14 protein-coding genes and 1 tRNA gene are annotated in these 16,296 nt (G+C 54.0%); 5 read left to right on the top strand and 10 right to left on the bottom strand.

The features are described 5' to 3' along the window. Positions 1-11 precede the first annotated feature (11 nt). The 3 genes from M5M_RS01430 to arsS are packed head-to-tail and all read right to left on the bottom strand — an operon-like array spanning position 12 to position 2,305. Complete coding sequence (locus M5M_RS01430; RefSeq protein WP_015045684.1) at positions 12-647, bottom strand: TIGR04282 family arsenosugar biosynthesis glycosyltransferase; 636 nt, start codon at positions 645-647, stop codon at positions 12-14. Continuing rightward, positions 640-1,338, bottom strand: a complete 699-nt coding sequence (locus M5M_RS01425; protein ID WP_015045683.1) for a TIGR04283 family arsenosugar biosynthesis glycosyltransferase — start codon at positions 1,336-1,338, stop codon at positions 640-642. Before M5M_RS01425 ends, M5M_RS01430 begins: the two co-directional genes overlap by 8 nt. Further along, positions 1,331-2,305, bottom strand: coding sequence for an arsenosugar biosynthesis radical SAM (seleno)protein ArsS (gene arsS, locus M5M_RS01420; RefSeq protein ID WP_016389154.1), 975 nt, complete (start codon positions 2,303-2,305; stop codon positions 1,331-1,333). Before arsS ends, M5M_RS01425 begins: the two co-directional genes overlap by 8 nt. A 51-nt stretch (positions 2,306-2,356) precedes the next feature. Between arsS and M5M_RS01415 the strand changes: the two genes are divergently transcribed. Both M5M_RS01415 and M5M_RS01410 read left to right on the top strand, forming a co-directional pair. Next, positions 2,357-2,433: transfer RNA gene (locus tag M5M_RS01415), tRNA-Arg, on the top strand. Positions 2,434-2,535: 102 nt separating this feature from the next. Further along, on the top strand, positions 2,536-3,258 hold the full coding sequence (locus M5M_RS01410) for a 16S rRNA (uracil(1498)-N(3))-methyltransferase (protein WP_015045681.1): 723 nt from the start codon (positions 2,536-2,538) through the stop codon (positions 3,256-3,258). Here the strand turns inward: M5M_RS01410 and M5M_RS01405 are convergent. After that, positions 3,247-5,673 carry a putative bifunctional diguanylate cyclase/phosphodiesterase gene (locus M5M_RS01405; protein ID WP_015045680.1) on the bottom strand — a complete coding sequence of 809 codons (2,427 nt, stop codon included), beginning with the start codon at positions 5,671-5,673 and terminating at the stop codon, positions 3,247-3,249. The genes M5M_RS01410 and M5M_RS01405 overlap by 12 nt on opposite strands. Positions 5,674-5,916: 243 nt before the next feature. Then, positions 5,917-7,035: an alanine dehydrogenase gene (gene ald / locus M5M_RS01400; protein WP_015045679.1), complete on the bottom strand. Its 1,119-nt coding sequence runs from the start codon at positions 7,033-7,035 to the stop codon at positions 5,917-5,919. A 176-nt stretch (positions 7,036-7,211) separates the two neighbouring features. Here ald and M5M_RS01395 point away from each other — a divergent pair, with 176 nt between their 5' ends. Continuing rightward, positions 7,212-7,700: an Lrp/AsnC ligand binding domain-containing protein gene (locus tag M5M_RS01395; protein ID WP_015045678.1), complete on the top strand. Its 489-nt coding sequence runs from the start codon at positions 7,212-7,214 to the stop codon at positions 7,698-7,700. 88 nt (positions 7,701-7,788) lie between these two features. On the opposite strand, the gene ttcA is transcribed toward M5M_RS01395, so the two are convergent. Next, a complete protein-coding gene (ttcA, locus tag M5M_RS01390; RefSeq protein ID WP_015045677.1) occupies positions 7,789-8,709 on the bottom strand; it encodes a tRNA 2-thiocytidine(32) synthetase TtcA in 921 nt (306 codons plus the stop codon). 249 nt (positions 8,710-8,958) lie between these two features. Here ttcA and M5M_RS01385 point away from each other — a divergent pair, with 249 nt between their 5' ends. Next, a complete protein-coding gene (locus tag M5M_RS01385; RefSeq protein ID WP_015045676.1) occupies positions 8,959-9,735 on the top strand; it encodes a flagellar brake protein in 777 nt (258 codons plus the stop codon). 6 nt (positions 9,736-9,741) lie between these two features. On the opposite strand, the gene M5M_RS01380 is transcribed toward M5M_RS01385, so the two are convergent. Continuing rightward, positions 9,742-10,548 carry a DUF547 domain-containing protein gene (locus M5M_RS01380; RefSeq protein WP_015045675.1) on the bottom strand — a complete coding sequence of 269 codons (807 nt, stop codon included), beginning with the start codon at positions 10,546-10,548 and terminating at the stop codon, positions 9,742-9,744. Between M5M_RS01380 and bioA the strand changes: the two genes are divergently transcribed. Then, on the top strand, positions 10,547-11,830 hold the full coding sequence (bioA, locus tag M5M_RS01375; RefSeq protein ID WP_015045674.1) for an adenosylmethionine--8-amino-7-oxononanoate transaminase: 1,284 nt from the start codon (positions 10,547-10,549) through the stop codon (positions 11,828-11,830). The two genes, M5M_RS01380 and bioA, sit on opposite strands and share 2 nt — an antisense overlap. A 49-nt stretch (positions 11,831-11,879) precedes the next feature. Here the strand turns inward: bioA and M5M_RS01370 are convergent, their stop codons facing one another. The 3 genes from M5M_RS01370 to ptsP form a co-directional block, all read right to left on the bottom strand. Further along, positions 11,880-12,887 (bottom strand): tryptophan--tRNA ligase, encoded by a 1,008-nt coding sequence (locus M5M_RS01370; protein WP_015045673.1) that lies wholly within the window; start codon positions 12,885-12,887, stop codon positions 11,880-11,882. Between the two features lie 564 nt (positions 12,888-13,451). Further along, positions 13,452-14,339, bottom strand: a complete 888-nt coding sequence (locus M5M_RS01365; protein ID WP_015045672.1) for a hypothetical protein — start codon at positions 14,337-14,339, stop codon at positions 13,452-13,454. A 109-nt stretch (positions 14,340-14,448) separates the two neighbouring features. Further along, a complete protein-coding gene (ptsP, locus tag M5M_RS01360; RefSeq protein ID WP_015045671.1) occupies positions 14,449-16,095 on the bottom strand; it encodes a phosphoenolpyruvate--protein phosphotransferase in 1,647 nt (548 codons plus the stop codon). Between the last annotated feature and the right edge of the window lie 201 nt (positions 16,096-16,296).

Below are 16,296 nucleotides of genomic sequence, written 5' to 3'. Positions count from 1 at the left end.
AAAGCCAACAGTTAACGTACAAATTGACGCAATGCTGGCCATTGCCCAAGCAGTGGCAGATCTTCGGGGCGGTCGATGTCGCTGACCGTGGGTAACAAGGCCACAGACAGCCCCCGCTGGTCAGCCAATGCCAGGGTTTGCGCCAACACCTGCTCCGTGCCCCAATCAATGCCATCAAAGACCGGTAGCGGGCGGGTCATGGCAATGAGTGCATAGCCGCCATCGTGGGCCGGCGCCAGCACCAGATCATGCGCTGCCAGTTGGTCCCGGGCCGCCCGAATACACTCACGATCCAATTCAGGGCAATCGCTGCCAATCACCACCACCCATCGCCAGCCCTGTCCCAGAGCCTGGCCAATGGCCTGCGCCATCCGATGGCCAAGGTCACCTTCGGCCTGAGGCCAAGTCTGATAACGAGCCAACGTCTCGGGCCAGAACCCGTGTCCGGGTTCGGTGACGCACAAGCGATAGCGCCATTCGCCCGCTTGCGAGCACTGAGTGGCGGCGTGCTGGCACAAAGCCTCGTGCAGTGCCTGGCTTTGCGCCGGACTCAATACAGGTTGCATGCGTGTTTTCACCCGACCCGGTACAGGGGCCTTGGCGAACTGGAGCACGCCACCGGTGGGTGTGATGACAGATTTATTCATTGAGCTGCTTGTGTTCCGGGTAGTAAATACGCGCCAGGTGATCCGGGTCTGCACCCAGCCAATAGCGCGCTCGCAGCGTCCACATCAGCACAATCGTGCGCAACCAGCCGCGCTGTTGCCAGCGCCTTGCAGAACTACCCACCCTGCCCGGTAAAAACACCGGCGCGCCCGTGCGTTTGAGTTTCCGACAAAGGGCGATGTCTTCCATCAATTTCTGTGCGGGGTAGCCCCCTACTTGCCAGAACCGGGAACGGCTCACCCACAACAGTTGATCCCCGGTACCAATCCCGCTCAAGCGAGAACGCAGATTCATACTCCAGGCCACCAGTCGCATGGCGGAAGTCTCGGGCAGTAATTGCACCGGAAAAAACCCCCAGCCGTCGGGCGCAGTGAGCAACAATTGGAACAACGCCAGATCGACCCGGGTGTCCACGTGCACAAACGCCAGAGTGTTGCCGCGGGCAATGGTTGCCGCGGCTTGCATTTGGAAGGCGCGGCCCGGTTTGGTGGCGAGCCAGTGATCGGCCAGCGGTAAGCCGGCAAATCGCGCCAGATCGCTGCCTTCGCCATCAGCCACCAGGATTTCAACGCCTTGCGTGCGCAAGGGCTGTAAGCTCTGTAACAGCGCGAGCAGAGAATCGCCCTCATCCCAGGTGGGAATAACCAGGCTTAAGACCGGTTGCTCAACCAAGCGCGCCCCCGCAACTGGAACCCTGGCCGGCAGTGCAACCATAACAGTGTTCACCAATGGCAATGGGCCAACCTTCAGTATCCGCTGCCAACAAATCGCGCAGATGCAATCGCTGTTCGCTGGATGCGATCATCGCGGGATTGTGCATCGGCATAGCCAGCATCTGGTTGAAATCACAATCGTAAACAAAACCCTGCCAATCCACACTGATCAGTGATTTGCACATGAGTGAGGCCAGGTTTGCCTCGGAAAAATTTTCTTTGAGCAAACGCATGTATTGATCAAAACCGTCTTTGGCCAATAATTGCGCACCAAAACGACTTATCGGCATATTGGTAATGGTGAGCAGCTGATTGAAATCAATAGCAAAATTGTCTTTCAACTGCTGTTTGTAATCGCGCTCCAGCATTTGTTGAGACGGCGGCAAAAAAGCGCCGTTAGGGTTGTAGACCAAATCGAGTTTCAACGCAGGGTCACGGCCGTAACCCAAGGCATTCAATTTTTTCAAGGCGTTGATGGAGCTATTGAAAATACCTTTACCACGCTGCTGTTCGACGTTTTTTTCCGAGTAACACGGCAGCGATGCCACCACATTGACCCGGTGCCGGGCGAGGAATTCAGCCATGTCTTCGTAGACAGGCTCATTCAGGATGGTGAGGTTACAACGGTCAATCATGGCCACATCGCGCTCATACAGCGCTTTAACCAAGGCACGGAAATGGGGGTTCATTTCCGGTGCGCCGCCGGTCATATCCACACATTGAATCTGGTGTTGATCCACAAATTCGAGCACCAGAGCCAGAGTGTCTTTATCCATCAGCTCGGTGCGCTTGGGCCCGGCATTGACATGGCAGTGGGTGCAACTGAGGTTACACAAATAGCCCAGATTGACCTGAAGCAAAGTCAGAGCAGAGCGGGATATGGCGGGGAAATCCGTTGGCCGCAGCAATGGCGTGGTGTCTTGCATATCAATCCTCAGGTTGTTGCCCACGGGCATTTTAATTACAATTGGCGCCGGGTCCCCGTAGCTCAGCTGGATAGAGCAGCCGCCTCCTAAGCGGCAGGTCGGACGTTCAAATCGTCTCGGGGACGCCAAGTTTTTTGACCCATAGCCTTGTACCGATAGTAAGCCATCAGCACACGCTTTGTCCCATTTTGCGCGGCCTCATCAGGCGCCAGCCAATCAAAACCTGACTCATGAACCTGCTGCTACTCACAGCTGACCAATTTCTGAACGATGACACCGCACAGGTAAGCGGTCGTCAGGCAAGGCACATTGTTGAGATTCATCGGGCCGAGTTGGGCCAACGCTTACGCGTGGGCCGTGTGAATGGATGCCATGGACAAGGCATTGTTACAAACATCAGTGCAGACTGCGTCACGCTGTCACACATCAGTCTCGACCAACCCCCGCCCACGGCCTTGCCTCTCACCTTATTGCTGGCCATGCCACGACCGAAAATGCTGCGCCGGCTGCTGCAAACCGTGGCCACCATGGGGGTAAAAAAACTGGTTCTGCACAATGCCGCGCGCGTGGAAAAAAGCTTCTGGCAAACTCCGTTTTTGCAGCCCGCGTCTGTACACGAGCAATTTGTACTGGGCCTGGAACAGGCGCGGGACACGGTGATGCCGGAACTGGTGGTAGAAAAACGCTTCCGGCCGTTTGTGGAAGATCGGTTACCCGACTTTTTGGAGAAGGATACCCGCGCATTGGTGGCGCACCCTTATGATGCCATCCCCTGCCCCGTTGGCTTGCCGGGCAATCAACCGGTGGCACTGGCCATTGGACCGGAAGGTGGATATGTTCCGTTCGAAATTGATTTATTGAAAGCCCAGGGCTTCTCGGCGGTCAGCCTGGGCGAACGGATATTAAGAGTGGAAACGGCGGTACCCGTGGCACTGGCCCGTCTATTTAATTAAAAACGCTTCAAATTCTTCGATGGGCACGGCCGGGCTGGTAAGAAATCCCTGGTAGGAATGGCAACCGTATTGCACTAACAGGCGCAACTGGGCTTCCTCTTCCACGCCTTCGGCCACCACATCCATGCCCAACAAACACCCCATGGTGACAATGGTTTCCACCAGCACCCGGTCGTTCTGGTCTTCTACAATATCGCGCACAAAGCTGCGGTCGATTTTTAAGGTACTAACCGGCAGCGATTTGAGATAACTGATGGACGAATAGCCGGTACCAAAATCATCCAGAGAGAAACTCACACCCAAGGACTCTAACCTCACCATGGTGTTGATGGTTTCCTCCATATTCTGGATCACTACGCCTTCGGTAATTTCCATGTCAAGTGAGGCATCCGGAATGGGATGCTCATGCAAAATGCGGCTCACATCTTCAACAAAGGTTTTACGGCGGAATTGGCGTGGGCTGATATTGACCGACAATTTCATGTTGGCCGGCCACAAGCCTTTTTTATACCAGCGCCCAAGGGCCTTACAGGCCTCTTTTAACAGCCACTCACCCACTTCCACAATGAGCCCGGATGATTCGAGCACAGGAATAAAATCGGCTGGCGAAATGCGCCCTTTCTCGGGATGCAACCAACGCAACAAGGCTTCAGCGCCCACAACCGCACCGGTTTTACAATCAATCTTGGGCTGGTAATAGAGTTCGAATTGATCTTCCTGTAATGCCCGGCGCAAATCCCCTTCCATCAGGAGTTGCTGACTGACCTTGTCGGCCATATCGGTATTGAAAAATTCGATGGCGTCGCGGCCCCGCTCTTTCACCTGATACATAGCTGTATCCGCGAAGCGGATCAGTTCGTGCACGCTACTGTTATCGTCCGGGTAAACCACCACCCCCACGCTGCCACTGACGCGGAGTTCCATTTCATCGTAAAGGTATGGCTCGGAAATTTTCTGACGGATTTTATCGGCTACCTCAGCCGCGCGCAGGGCGGCGGCCGAAATGTCGGCGTCAAGCACCGTCAGCACCACCACGAATTCATCACCGGAAAGGCGCGCCACAAGATCCTCTTCGCGCACGGCATTTTGCAATCGCGCAGCCACTTGAATCAACACCTCGTCACCCACCGGATGGCCGAGCGAATCGTTGATGGTTTTAAAATGGTCCAGATCGATAAACAACAAAGCGCCATGATAGCCATGGCGTTTGGCGCGGCGGATTTCGTGCTCCAACCGCTCCACCAGATGGACACGGTTGGGTAAATTGGTCAGGGAGTCATGGTAGGCCATGTGCTCCATTTTGAACTGGGCTTGTTTGCGCTCGGTGATATCGGTGGAAACAATCAACGCTACCCGCTCATCATAAAATTCCATGGGCATGATGTGCGTTTGCAAATAGACCGGTTTGCCATCGTTACCGCGGAAGCTTTCTTCCAGCATTTCACCGGCCACTTCGCCTTCGATGATGCGCCGGTCCAACTCCAATAGCCTGGACACATCATTGAGGTAAAACGGCAACAGTTCGCTTACGTGGCAGGTTTGCATTTCATCGGTTTTACGGCCCACGAACTTGGCCAGCGCCTTATTGGCGAAAATATACTGCCCCTCGCGGTTGCGGGCTCCCACCATCACCGGCAAGCTGTCGATGATCTGTCGAATATGTTCTTCACTGCGACGCAGCGCCAGCTCAACGGCTCGGCGCTTGGCCAGCGACAGCTCCATCAGATCGAGCATCTTATTGGTGGTGCCCACCAATTGCCCGACCTCGTCGTGCTTATGGTTCGGTAATTCACTCAGGCGCGAGCTGCCGGGCTTGTCCAGATCGATGTCAGCCATTTCCCGGGCAATCTGAATCAATGGCCGGGTAAGCATGAGATGAAATGCCACAAACAGCAGCAACACCAACAAGGTATTGCGCAACATGCCTGCACCCAGAATGAGGCCCGAGCGCTCAAAAAAAGGCGCCAGCGCAGAATCCACATCGACAGTAAACTGAATACTGCCGGCCACGCTTTCGCCATAACCGGGAATGGTCAGCCGCGCCACGTAGGTTTTACTGTCTTCGGCAATGAATTTGGTCAACCAACGGGTGGAGGATGCCGGCCGGGGTTCAGTGCCCGAAGCGAGCACACTGCCCAGCTCATCGGAAATAGTAACCTCATAGATAAAGTCATAGGCAAGCAGGCCGTTGACCACTTCCAGAGACAGATCATCATCCAGGGTATGAACCGCGCGTGCAGCCGGCGGCGTCGTCACCTCGATAACCCTGTTCACCAAGTTTTCCAGCTCGGCTTCATTGCCCTTGAGATCGAGATACAGCTGAACGGTGCTCATGAACAAACCGAGCATAAACGCCAGTACTACGCCGACCTTCGCCAGGCGGAATGAAATTCCACTGAAGGGTTGTTCAGCCATCGAAGGTTTCACTGCTTACTGACTCATCCTTTGTATATGAGGCGACCCGAATGCCATGCCTGCCGTGCCCGGTCTTGTCTACCGGCTTTTCAATAAGACACCGGTTATCAATGGCTTAGAAGATGTGCTTATAAGAGTAGCTGGCTTATGGCGGGATGACAAAGGCTAGCAGGTAAACGGCAAGACAAAAAAAACCGCCCCAAAGGGGCGGCAAAGTCTCACAGATTCAGGAGGGGTTAAAACTTAAGCGCCCAGGGCCTGCTTGGGGTCAACAAAGGTGTAGCCCAGCACGTCGGCTACCGCGCTGTAGGTCACCTTGCCTTCATGCACGTTAAGGCCATTCAGCAGGTGGGCATCGTCCAGCAGCGCTTTCTTGGCGCCTTTGTTAGCCAGCGCAACCGCGAAAGGCAGCGTGGCATTGGTCAGAGCCATGGTGGAGGTACGGGCAACACCGCCGGGCATGTTAGCCACACAGTAGTGCACCACGTCTTCTTCCACGTAAGTGGGTTCCTGGTGGGTAGTGGCACGGGAGGTCTCGAAACAACCACCCTGGTCGATGGCAACGTCCACCACAACCGCACCTTTCTTCATGCGCTTGAGGATGTCACGGGTCAGTAGTTTAGGTGCAGCGGCACCGGGGATCAGTACCGCACCGATCACCAGGTCGGCTTCAATGGCGTACTGCTCTACCGCATCAGCGGTTGAGTAAACAGTGCGCAGACGGCCGTCGAATTCGGTGTCCAGCTGGCGCAGACGCGGCAGTGAACGGTCCAGAATGGTCACGTCAGCACCCATACCTACCGCCATGCGCGCGGCCTGGGTTCCCACTACACCACCACCGATAACCAATACCTTGGCAGGGGCTACACCAGGCACGCCGCCCAGCAACGCACCCAGACCGCCCTGGGCTTTTTCCAGGTGGTGCGCACCGGCCTGGATAGACATGCGGCCAGCCACTTCAGACATGGGCGCCAACAGCGGCAGACCACCGCGGGCGTCGGTCACTGTTTCATAAGCAATACAGGTTGCGCCGGATGCCACCAGCAGTTCGGTCTGCTGTGGATCGGGTGCCAGGTGCAGGTAGGTGAACAGTACCTGGCCCTTGCGCAGCATGCGGCATTCGTTTGGCTGAGGCTCTTTCACCTTGATGATCATCTCGGCCTTGGCGAAGATTTCTTCCGGCGTATCGATGATGGTGGCACCTGCGGCAACGTATTGATCGTTGTCAAAACCGATGGCGGCGCCGCCATTGTTTTCAACCATCACCTGATGACCATTCATCACCAGCTCTTTCACGCCCGCCGGGGTCAAACCAATGCGGTATTCGTGGTTTTTAATCTCTTTAGGTACACCAATCAACATAGCTCTTGCCTCTCGTTACGACTGTCCACTCTGGGGTGGGGTTTATGGGCGCAGTATAGTCAGAGCACACAGGTGATTCCTTGGCTATTTTTTAACTTTTAAAGTTGAATCATCTGCCATTATAATTTCGACAGAGGTTTTCACTGGTTATTTTGGTAATACGCAGGCCATTCATTATGAAAAAACGTGCCAAAGAGCTGAGCACCATCGACAAGAACATTGTCCGGGTACTGCAAAAGGCAGGCAGGACCACCTATGCCGAGTTGGCACGGCAGGTGGGGCTGAGTGCGACCCCCTGTATGGAAAGGGTAAAGCGACTGGAGCGCGACGGGGTCATCCAGGGCTATGCCGCCCTGGTAAACCCGGAGTTTCTGGATGCCGCGCTGGTGGTGTTTGTGCAGATCAGTCTGAACCGCTCGTCACAGGATATCTTTGATGAGTTCCGCAAGGCCGCCGCCGCGCTGCCCGAGATTCAGGAGTGTTATCTGGTATCGGGTAATTTCGACTACCTGATCAAGGCCCGGGTGGCCGACATGACCGCCTATCGCCAATTCTATGGCGAAACGCTGCTCACCCTGCCGGGCGTGCAGGACTGTACCAGTTATGTGGTGATGGAGCAGGTAAAGGAAACCCTTGAGGTACCGGTGAAATACCAACGGGGCTAGGATTAAGAGATGCGGGATTGGGCGCCAGCCCCCCGGTTCCCAGTCACCAATCTGGGGAGCCTGCAGCCAGACAAAGACCCAGTGAAAATCACTGGATTTCCACCGCCTCAATCATCTGCACTCCGGCAGGTGCGACAGGAGCAGCAACCCCCTCACTCCAATCGGTAACCGAGGCCTCGTCAAACGCGTAAGGATCGCGTTCGCCGGTACGGTCCAGCGTCAGCCCTTCAAAATCAAACAGGCCACGATCGGCCAGTTGCGAGGGCGCCACATTCTGCATGGCACCAAAGATCTGCTCGATACGCCCGGGAAAACGCCGCTCCCAATCGTGCAACATCTGCTTGATGGCCTGCCGCTGCAGGTTTTCCTGCGAACCGCACAAGTTGCAGGGAATGATGGGGAACTGCTTAGCCTTGGCATAGGCTTCCAGATCAGATTCTTTGCAGTAAGCCAACGGGCGGATCACGATATTGCGACCATCGGACGCGCGCAGTTTGGGTGGCATGGCCGACAGTTTGGAACCGTAGAACATGTTCAGGAACAGGGTTTCCACCATGTCGTCGCGGTGGTGCCCCAGTGCGATCTTGGTGGCGCCGATCTTTTCCGCAAAGCTGTACAAGGTGCCCCGGCGCAGGCGGGAGCACAGACCACAGGTGGTTTTACCCTCTGGGATCTTTTCCTTCACCACCGAATAAGTGTCTTTTTCAAGGATATGGAAGGGTACTCCCACCTCGCGCAAATAAGCCGGCAGCACCTCTTCCGGGAAGCCGGGCTGTTTCTGGTCCAGATTGACGGCCACCAGCTCAAAATTCACCGGCGCGGTCTTTTGAAGACTCATAAGCAGGTCCAGCATGGCGAAGGAATCCTTGCCACCGGACAGACACACCATGACCTTGTCGCCTTCTTCAATCATATTGAAGTCGACAATGGCGCTGCCCGTGAGCCGGCGCAGCCGCTTCTGCAACTTGTTGAATTCCAACTTGTCTTTGCGTTCGCCTGTGGTCGCCATGGGTAGTCCGGTGCATCTGGATGGAAAAGGGGCGCCATTGTACGGATTTTGGCCGCCAGAGGAAATCTCGGCGGCAATGCCGGCAAGGGTCTGCCGATTACACCATCCGCCGCAGGGCTTTGACCTGCGGGAAGCCCGACAATCCGGCCATATGAAAACTGGCACAGCCCTTGCTCTTGTCTCCTAGGAAAACAGATAGCAGCGCCTATCTGCAGGCCTTACAGACTCAGTAGCGGAAGCCCCAACGCCATGAATTTTTTGCACGCATTTATGCAAAAACTGACCCCTGAAACGCCCCCGGCGACACCCAACCAACAACAGGATGCCGCCAATGGCGACAGCGACTGGCGACTGTCAGGCGTGATGGATCACTTTGCCCCGTTGATTGAGTTGCAGCAGCGGCGCCAGCTCATCAGCGTACAGCTGGACGGCCATCCGCAAACCTTTCAGACCCTGGTGCTGGACATTAACTTCAGCCAGAACCTGCTGATTATCGACGAACTGTTTCCCACCCAACCCCGGCCTGCGCAAGGCCAGGTATTGCACTTTAACCATCAGCGCCACGGCCAGGTACTGCATTTCGCCGGCACCCTGCTCAACCAACAAAGCATTGGCGGCAGCCCCTGCTACCTGGTGGCACTGCCCGATACCCTGGCCTACCGCCAGCGTCGCCGGCATCCGCGTCTTGCGCTGGAACACCGCATCGTGCCGGTGCGCCTGCAGTCGCCCAACCGCGCCCATTGGTTTGCCCGGGTGATCAACTTATCCGCCAGCGGCATCCGCCTGCAGATCAATGGCGACAAGACCGGCGAACTCAATCGCGGCAGTCGCTTGCCCAGTATCGACCTGACACTCGGCAATAACTTGCCGTTTCAGTGTGAAGGCCGGGTACGAAGCTTCCGGTTTTTGCGCCGGCCATCGCGCCAGACGGAAATTTCGGTGGAGTTTGTGGGCCTTACGCCCGAGAAGTACAGTTTGCTGAGCCAGTACGTAGACCGGCTGCTGGCCATGGCGGTGGCGGCCTGAACACGCTCAGGGCGCCCGGTTGAGCGCCCAATCGTATTCGTAGCGAACCGACGCATGTGCCGGTAGCGGCTGGCCTTTGAACTGCGCAATCCAGTCCAGTACCTCGGTCTCATTACGGCCGAAGTCTTCCGCAAACCAATTAAAAATCTGGTTCACCACCAGCGTCTTCTGCTCCAGACGGATCGCGCGTGGATGCTGAAGAAATGCAGCGGCAGCCTCGGTCAACTGCTGCTCCAGCTGCGCCGGTTTGATGCTGACGGCCGGCAGATTCGGGCAACCCAGGCTCGCGCAATTGAGCACAAAGTGCACCCGCGGCTCGCGCCATTGCACGCGCAGGATGCCGTGCTCTATGTCGTCAAAACTGAGCGATTTCCCCTCCACAACCACCTGATCCTGTTTCCAGGGCCCGCCCGCCAGCAAGCCGGTGAGCCCCGGCTTTATCTGCCGGATACTGGACGCCGGCTGCTCGCGCAGCACCAGACGGATGATCAGGCTGTTGTAGAGATTCACCCAGTAGCTGAAGGCTTCATCCTGTGACATGGCGGAAGGTTCGAGCGCTGCCATGGCGTTTACGTATGCATCAAGGGAATCCTTGGGTATCCGCCCGTAGGGCAAGCGGTTGATACCGTCATCGTTTTGCACCAAGTATTCGGCGAGCCAGCGATCAAATCCGGCGTTGAGTTCTGCCATGTGTTCATTGGCGCAGGACAAAGTGGCATAGCCCAGCAGGCACAAGAGCACAACCAATCTGGCGAGTAACGCCCCCGCCCCGTAAAATACCCGTTTGCGCACAACGGCCGGATAATTTCCCATGCAAGACTCCGAATTATTAAACCTGGACCGCCAACACCTGTGGCATCCCTACTCCTCGTTTACCAACCCGCCACCGGTGTACCCGGTGGCCAGCGCCGAAGGCGTCACCATCACGCTCACCGATGGCCGGCAATTGATCGATGGCATGTCGAGCTGGTGGTCGGTACTGCACGGCTACAACCACCCGGCCCTCAATGCTGCCGCCAAAGCGCAGCTGGACCAAGTATCGCACGTGATGTTTGGTGGATTCACCCACGCGCCCGCCGTGACATTGGCCAAAAAGCTAGTGGATGTGACGCCAGTGGGTCTGAACCGCGTGTTCCTGGCCGATTCCGGCTCGGTGAGCGTGGAAGTGGCATTGAAAATGGCATTGCAATACTGGCGCTCCTGCGGCAAGCCGGAAAAACACCGCATGCTGGCCCTGCGCAATGGCTATCACGGCGATACGTTCGGCGCCATGGCGGTGTGCGACCCGGTGACCGGCATGCACCACTTGTTTGCCGATGTGATGCCACAACACCTGTTCGCGCCCTCCCCGGCGGCGCGCTTTGGCGAGCCTTGCACAGCAGATGATCTGGCCGACATCCGCGCATTGATTGAGCAACACCACCACGAACTGGCGGCGGTGATTCTCGAGCCCATTGTACAGGGCGCAGGTGGCATGAAGTTTTACAGCGCGGATTACCTCAAAGCCGTGCGCGACTTGTGCGATCAATACGGTGTATTGCTGATTGCCGATGAAATCGCCACCGGCTTTGGCCGCACCGGCAAACTCTTCGCCTGTGAACACGCGGGCATCAGCCCCGACATCCTGTGCCTGGGCAAGGGGCTAACCGGCGGCTACATGACACTCGCCGCCACCCTTTGCAACGATGAAGTGGCGCGCGGCATTTGTGAAGGCGAAGCCGGCGTGTTCATGCACGGCCCCACATTCATGGGCAACCCACTCGCCTGCGCCGTGGCCAATGCCAGTATTGACGTATTGTTATCACAGGATTGGCAGGCAGTGGTGAAGCGCATTGAAACAGGATTAACACAGGGGTTGGCTCCGGCCAGTGACTTGCCCGGTGTGGCTGAAGTGCGGGTCTTGGGCACCATTGGTGTGGTAGAAATGCAGCAACCGGTGCAGATGGCCGTGATCCAGAAAGCGTTTGTGGACAAAGGCATCTGGGTGCGCCCGTTCGGCAAACTCATTTACGTGATGCCGCCGCTGGTGATTACCGATGCCCAATTGGAAAAGCTGACAACTGCAATGATTGAGGTGATCGCCGGGGTTGCGTGATACCTTTCATCAATACCAAAAAAAACGCGGGCATTGCCCGCGTTTTTTATTACTTGATGGGCCTGATACCCACCGCACTGCGCAAATCCCGCAAAAACGGCGTACTGTAACTGCGCGCTTTTTCTGCACCTGCCTGCAATACCGCTTCCACATGGGAAGGGTTAGCCATCAATTCGCGGTAACGCTCGCGCGCCTCGCTCAACTGGCCATTGATCAGCTCGAACAACTGCTTCTTAGCCTCACCCCACGCAATACCGGCGGCGAATTGCTCGCGCATATAAGCGGTTTGCTCGGGCGTGGCAAACGCCTGCCACAGCTGGAATACGGTGGAGTCATCCGCGTCTTTTGGCTCGCCCGGCTCCAGCAAATTGGTTTTCACCTTGTTGATGTGCTTTTTCAGCGGCTTTTCATCCAGAAACAGGGGGATGGTATTGTTGTAGCTCTTGCTCATCTTGCGGCCATCCAGGCCCTGCAGCACCGCTACGTGATCATCCACCTGCGCTTCTGGCAATGCGAAATGCTCACCATAGTGGTGATTGAAGCGGGCGGCGATATCGCGCGCCATTTCCACGTGCTGGATCTGGTCTTTACCCACCGGCACCTTATTGGCATTGAACATCAGAATATCCGCCGCCATCAGCACCGGGTAACTGAACAACCCCATGGTGACGCCGAAATCCGGGTCTTCACCGGCTTCTTCATTGGCCGCAACTGCCGCTTTGTAGGCGTGCGCGCGGTTCATCAAACCTTTCGCGGCCATACAGGTGAGCAGCCAGCAGAGTTCCGGAATCTCGGGCACGTCAGACTGACGATAGAACACCACGTTGTCCGTATTCAGACCCAGCGCCAACCAGGTAGCGGCAATTTCGCGGGTTGACTGATGCACCAGATCGGGCTCGTGGCACTTGATCAGCGCATGGAAATCGGCCAGAAAGTAAAACGCCAGGTTGTTGGTATCATGGCTCGCCTCAATCGCCGGCCGGATCGCGCCCACATAATTGCCCAGATGGGGCGTGCCCGTGGTGGTAATACCGGTGAGAACCCGCTGCTTTTTCATACTGCCTCTGCCTTGCTTATATTTTGATCAACGCCCTGCACTCAGGGGCCAGTATGATACCCCATTCCCCGCTCTCCTAAAGGGGTCTGAGTGAATTACATGGCGAGATTTCATGCTAACATCACCAGACTAGCCAGCGACCAAGGAAGGAAAATGCCTAGAAAGCCCCGCTATTACCTACCAGACAACCCTGAATCCGGTAAGGGCGGGCATGGTAGACCACCCGGGTGACTACCGCTGGTCCAGCTATCCCTAAAACGCGGGCATTAAAAAGATAAAGTGCATTCAGCCGCACCCCAGTTATCTCAATCTGGGCCAGACTGATGATGAAAAGCGACATGCCTACCGGGAGCTATTCAGCAGCACGATTCCCGATGATCAGCTACATGCAATCCGCAATTGTATTCAACACAATTACCCTATGGGCAATGTACGTTTTAATGCTGAATTAAAAGCCGCCATTCAACGCAAACTTGACCAATGCAAACCGGGCCAGGCCTTGGCCCGGAAACGATGAGAATTAGGACTGAGTGATGGGGAAGGAGTATGGGATTTAAGGTTAAATCACTTCGTCCCTTTATCAATTAAATCGCAGGTTTTTCCACTGCTAACATAGGGCTTATCGCATAACCATCGAGTACCAGCGGTATTGAGGTGGGCGTTTTCCGGTATTTGAATTAGCAGGCAAGAATCGTGATCCCTTCTATACCCTCTAAGACAGCGCCAATCGTCCCCACTGTCCTTCAAGTAGGCATTTTCTGGCACTGTAACTTCGACACACTGGCGATCTAACTTTCTGTAGCCACGACTGCAACGCCAACGCCGGCCATCTTTATCCATATATGCATTACTGGGCAGATCAATCGCCACACAATCAGAGCCACTATCCATGAACCCCCAGGCACAATACAAATTATCATCGAACTTATTTCTGGAAGCGGCACCAGACAACGGCACGTCCTCTTCCTCACAACCGTTATCCCCCTCGACATATCCACTATGACACTGCCAATAGTCACCCATAGCTGACGAAATCAAAACGGCATTTTCCGGAACCGCAATTTTTATGCACTCATACATTGAAGACGCCGTCTTATATACAAGAAAGCCTCGCTCACAAGCCCAGCCTCTGCCATATTCCTCTTCAATCAAGTAAGCATTCTTAGGAACAACAATCTCTATACAATCTTCCTTGTCTCTCAGAAAACCGCGCTCGCACTGCCATTCAAATCCATCGGAGTCTAAAAATGAATTTGCCGGCAAGCGGATTGCCTCACAATGATTCCTCCGCTTTATATAACCCCACACGCAGCGCCAACCATCGCCAGCATTCTTTACATAAGAATTTTCAGGAATTTGATCTTTTTTAGCAGCCAGAACGTTCCCACATGAAAAAGAGGTAAAAATCAAAGCCCATAAAATACCAAAAATAATAATCCACCAGATCTTCATGAAGAAGACCAACACCGAGCGTTCAAAACATGGATTTTAACAACAAACAGAGTTCGAACATCGGCTTTAATCAGAGAATCACTATTCGAATGACAGCCAATATAGAAACCTACGATATCCATTTACTTCCCCTTACAACTTGCTTGATGATCGGCACTAATGCTGGAGAAACACTAAACGACTTAATACCACACTGCAGTAGTCTGGCTACAAATTCCGGCCTTGCCGCAAGATCACCACACAAAGAGAGAGGCATACCCCTAACATCACCATGCACTATACTAAGCAACCTGAAAATCACATCAGACGAATCGTCGAAGTACTCTTCAACCGCCACACTATCCCTATCAGCCGCGAACGAATATTGCGCGAGATCATTTGTACCAAAACACATAAAATCCACATGCTTTGAAATTTCACAAGCTGACAAAGCCGCCGCCGGCACCTCAATCATGGCACCGATTTTAGGAACTTCATCTACACCCATTTCCCGCGCAATCTTATGTACCACCTCCTTTACTCTCTGAACATCTCCAGGCACAGTTACCATTGGAATCAAAATTCTCACATTAAATGACTTTGAAACTTCCAATATCGCTGACAGCTGGGTTTCTAGAAGCTCAGGATTATCAAAAAGAAACCTGACACCACGCCGACCGAGCGCAGGATTTTTTTCAGATAAAAATGACAAATAGCTCAATGATTTATCTGCACCAAAATCCAGGAGCCGAATATTAACTGTAAGCTTTCTCGTTGCAAAGAGCACATTCCGCATCTCATCAATGAGCTGCCCTCTGGAAGGAGGAGTACTCCTGCCTAAATAGTGTCTTTCTGTCCTATACAACCCAATACCGTCTGCTCCATAATGTACAGCCTTCCTTGCCTCATCAACGCCACTGATATTGGATTCAACATGCACTGACATTCCATCAATTGTAGCTGCCTTCTGGTGAGCATTCGCTCGCGCCAACTCCATTTCAGCCAACCGATCAATACACCTTATTTTAAAGGCCTTTTTCTCTGTCAAACTGGGATTAACCGTTACCTCGCCACGATCTGCATCGACCAACGCCCAATCCCGACCAACAATAGTAGATGTCAGATTAGGAATTCCGGATATTGCGGGCAACTCCATTTCCCGGACAAATAACGCTGCATGAGACCCTGGCGCACCATATTGCAATAGCACTGCAGAGACAGATTTGGCGGTTAGATTTATCGCATCTGAAGGCAGCAATCGATCTAAAACCAACACGCAATTTACTGGAAGATTATCCAGATAATTGACACTAATCCCAGAAAAAACATCCCTATAACGATAGGATATATCCTTCATATCATCACATTTATCTTTGGCCATCTGCGATCCAGACAACAACAACCTACTTTCCCATCTAAGCAACACAGTTTTAACCGCCCAGGATGCGCTAACCAAACTGGTAGTTATTTCTTTGCGTATTTCATTCTGCAACAAGGTATCGCCTATCATCGCAATTTGAGCATCAAATATCTCGGCGTATTTCCCGTTAATTTCCCTCTCTACCCGTTCGGAAAGAACTGAAAGATCATCAAAAACCTGACCATTTGCAACTTCCAATCTTGCCAACTCATACTCTACGCCACCACTCGGTACCTGCCTACTAGAGTGAAACCTAATGCCAGGATTACTATAAAGAATGCCGCTTGAAAGCCCTCTTGAGATAGATTTCCCTCTAAGTAAAATCGCAGCTTTGTTCGTATCAATTGCACTTACCATCACTGTCATTCCTCATCGACCAACAAAGCTGACCAACAGATAAAATTAGTTTAATCTGACCACCGACAAACATTACCAAGACACAGGGCAATGAGATATCCAGCCATAAAACACTCGAAATGTCAGGCATCGGGACATAATTCAGCGCGCTCAGAAGGTCAACCTAAACCCTGAATTTCTTGAATGCAGATAACTTCAAAC

It is taken from the genome of Simiduia agarivorans SA1 = DSM 21679 (assembly GCF_000305785.2).
Classification (GTDB): domain Bacteria; phylum Pseudomonadota; class Gammaproteobacteria; order Pseudomonadales; family Cellvibrionaceae; genus Simiduia; species Simiduia agarivorans.
This window is presented reverse-complemented; position numbering and strand designations above follow the sequence as displayed.

What these genes read in the sequence shown, in the direction of transcription:
- M5M_RS01430 (WP_015045684.1), bottom strand. Translation starts at nt 647, where the DNA reads ATGAATAAATCTGTCATCACACCCACCGGTGGCGTGCTCCAGTTCGCC.
- arsS (WP_016389154.1), bottom strand. Translation starts at nt 2,305, where the DNA reads ATGCAAGACACCACGCCATTGCTGCGGCCAACGGATTTCCCCGCCATA.
- M5M_RS01410 (WP_015045681.1), top strand. Translation starts at nt 2,536, where the DNA reads ATGAACCTGCTGCTACTCACAGCTGACCAATTTCTGAACGATGACACC.
- M5M_RS01405 (WP_015045680.1), bottom strand. Translation starts at nt 5,673, where the DNA reads ATGGCTGAACAACCCTTCAGTGGAATTTCATTCCGCCTGGCGAAGGTC.
- ald (WP_015045679.1), bottom strand. Translation starts at nt 7,035, where the DNA reads ATGTTGATTGGTGTACCTAAAGAGATTAAAAACCACGAATACCGCATT.
- M5M_RS01395 (WP_015045678.1), top strand. Translation starts at nt 7,212, where the DNA reads ATGAAAAAACGTGCCAAAGAGCTGAGCACCATCGACAAGAACATTGTC.
- ttcA (WP_015045677.1), bottom strand. Translation starts at nt 8,709, where the DNA reads ATGGCGACCACAGGCGAACGCAAAGACAAGTTGGAATTCAACAAGTTG.
- M5M_RS01385 (WP_015045676.1), top strand. Translation starts at nt 8,959, where the DNA reads ATGAATTTTTTGCACGCATTTATGCAAAAACTGACCCCTGAAACGCCC.
- bioA (WP_015045674.1), top strand. Translation starts at nt 10,547, where the DNA reads ATGCAAGACTCCGAATTATTAAACCTGGACCGCCAACACCTGTGGCAT.
- M5M_RS01380 (WP_015045675.1), bottom strand. Translation starts at nt 10,548, where the DNA reads ATGGGAAATTATCCGGCCGTTGTGCGCAAACGGGTATTTTACGGGGCG.
- M5M_RS01370 (WP_015045673.1), bottom strand. Translation starts at nt 12,887, where the DNA reads ATGAAAAAGCAGCGGGTTCTCACCGGTATTACCACCACGGGCACGCCC.
- M5M_RS01365 (WP_015045672.1), bottom strand. Translation starts at nt 14,339, where the DNA reads ATGAAGATCTGGTGGATTATTATTTTTGGTATTTTATGGGCTTTGATT.
- ptsP (WP_015045671.1), bottom strand. Translation starts at nt 16,095, where the DNA reads ATGGTAAGTGCAATTGATACGAACAAAGCTGCGATTTTACTTAGAGGG.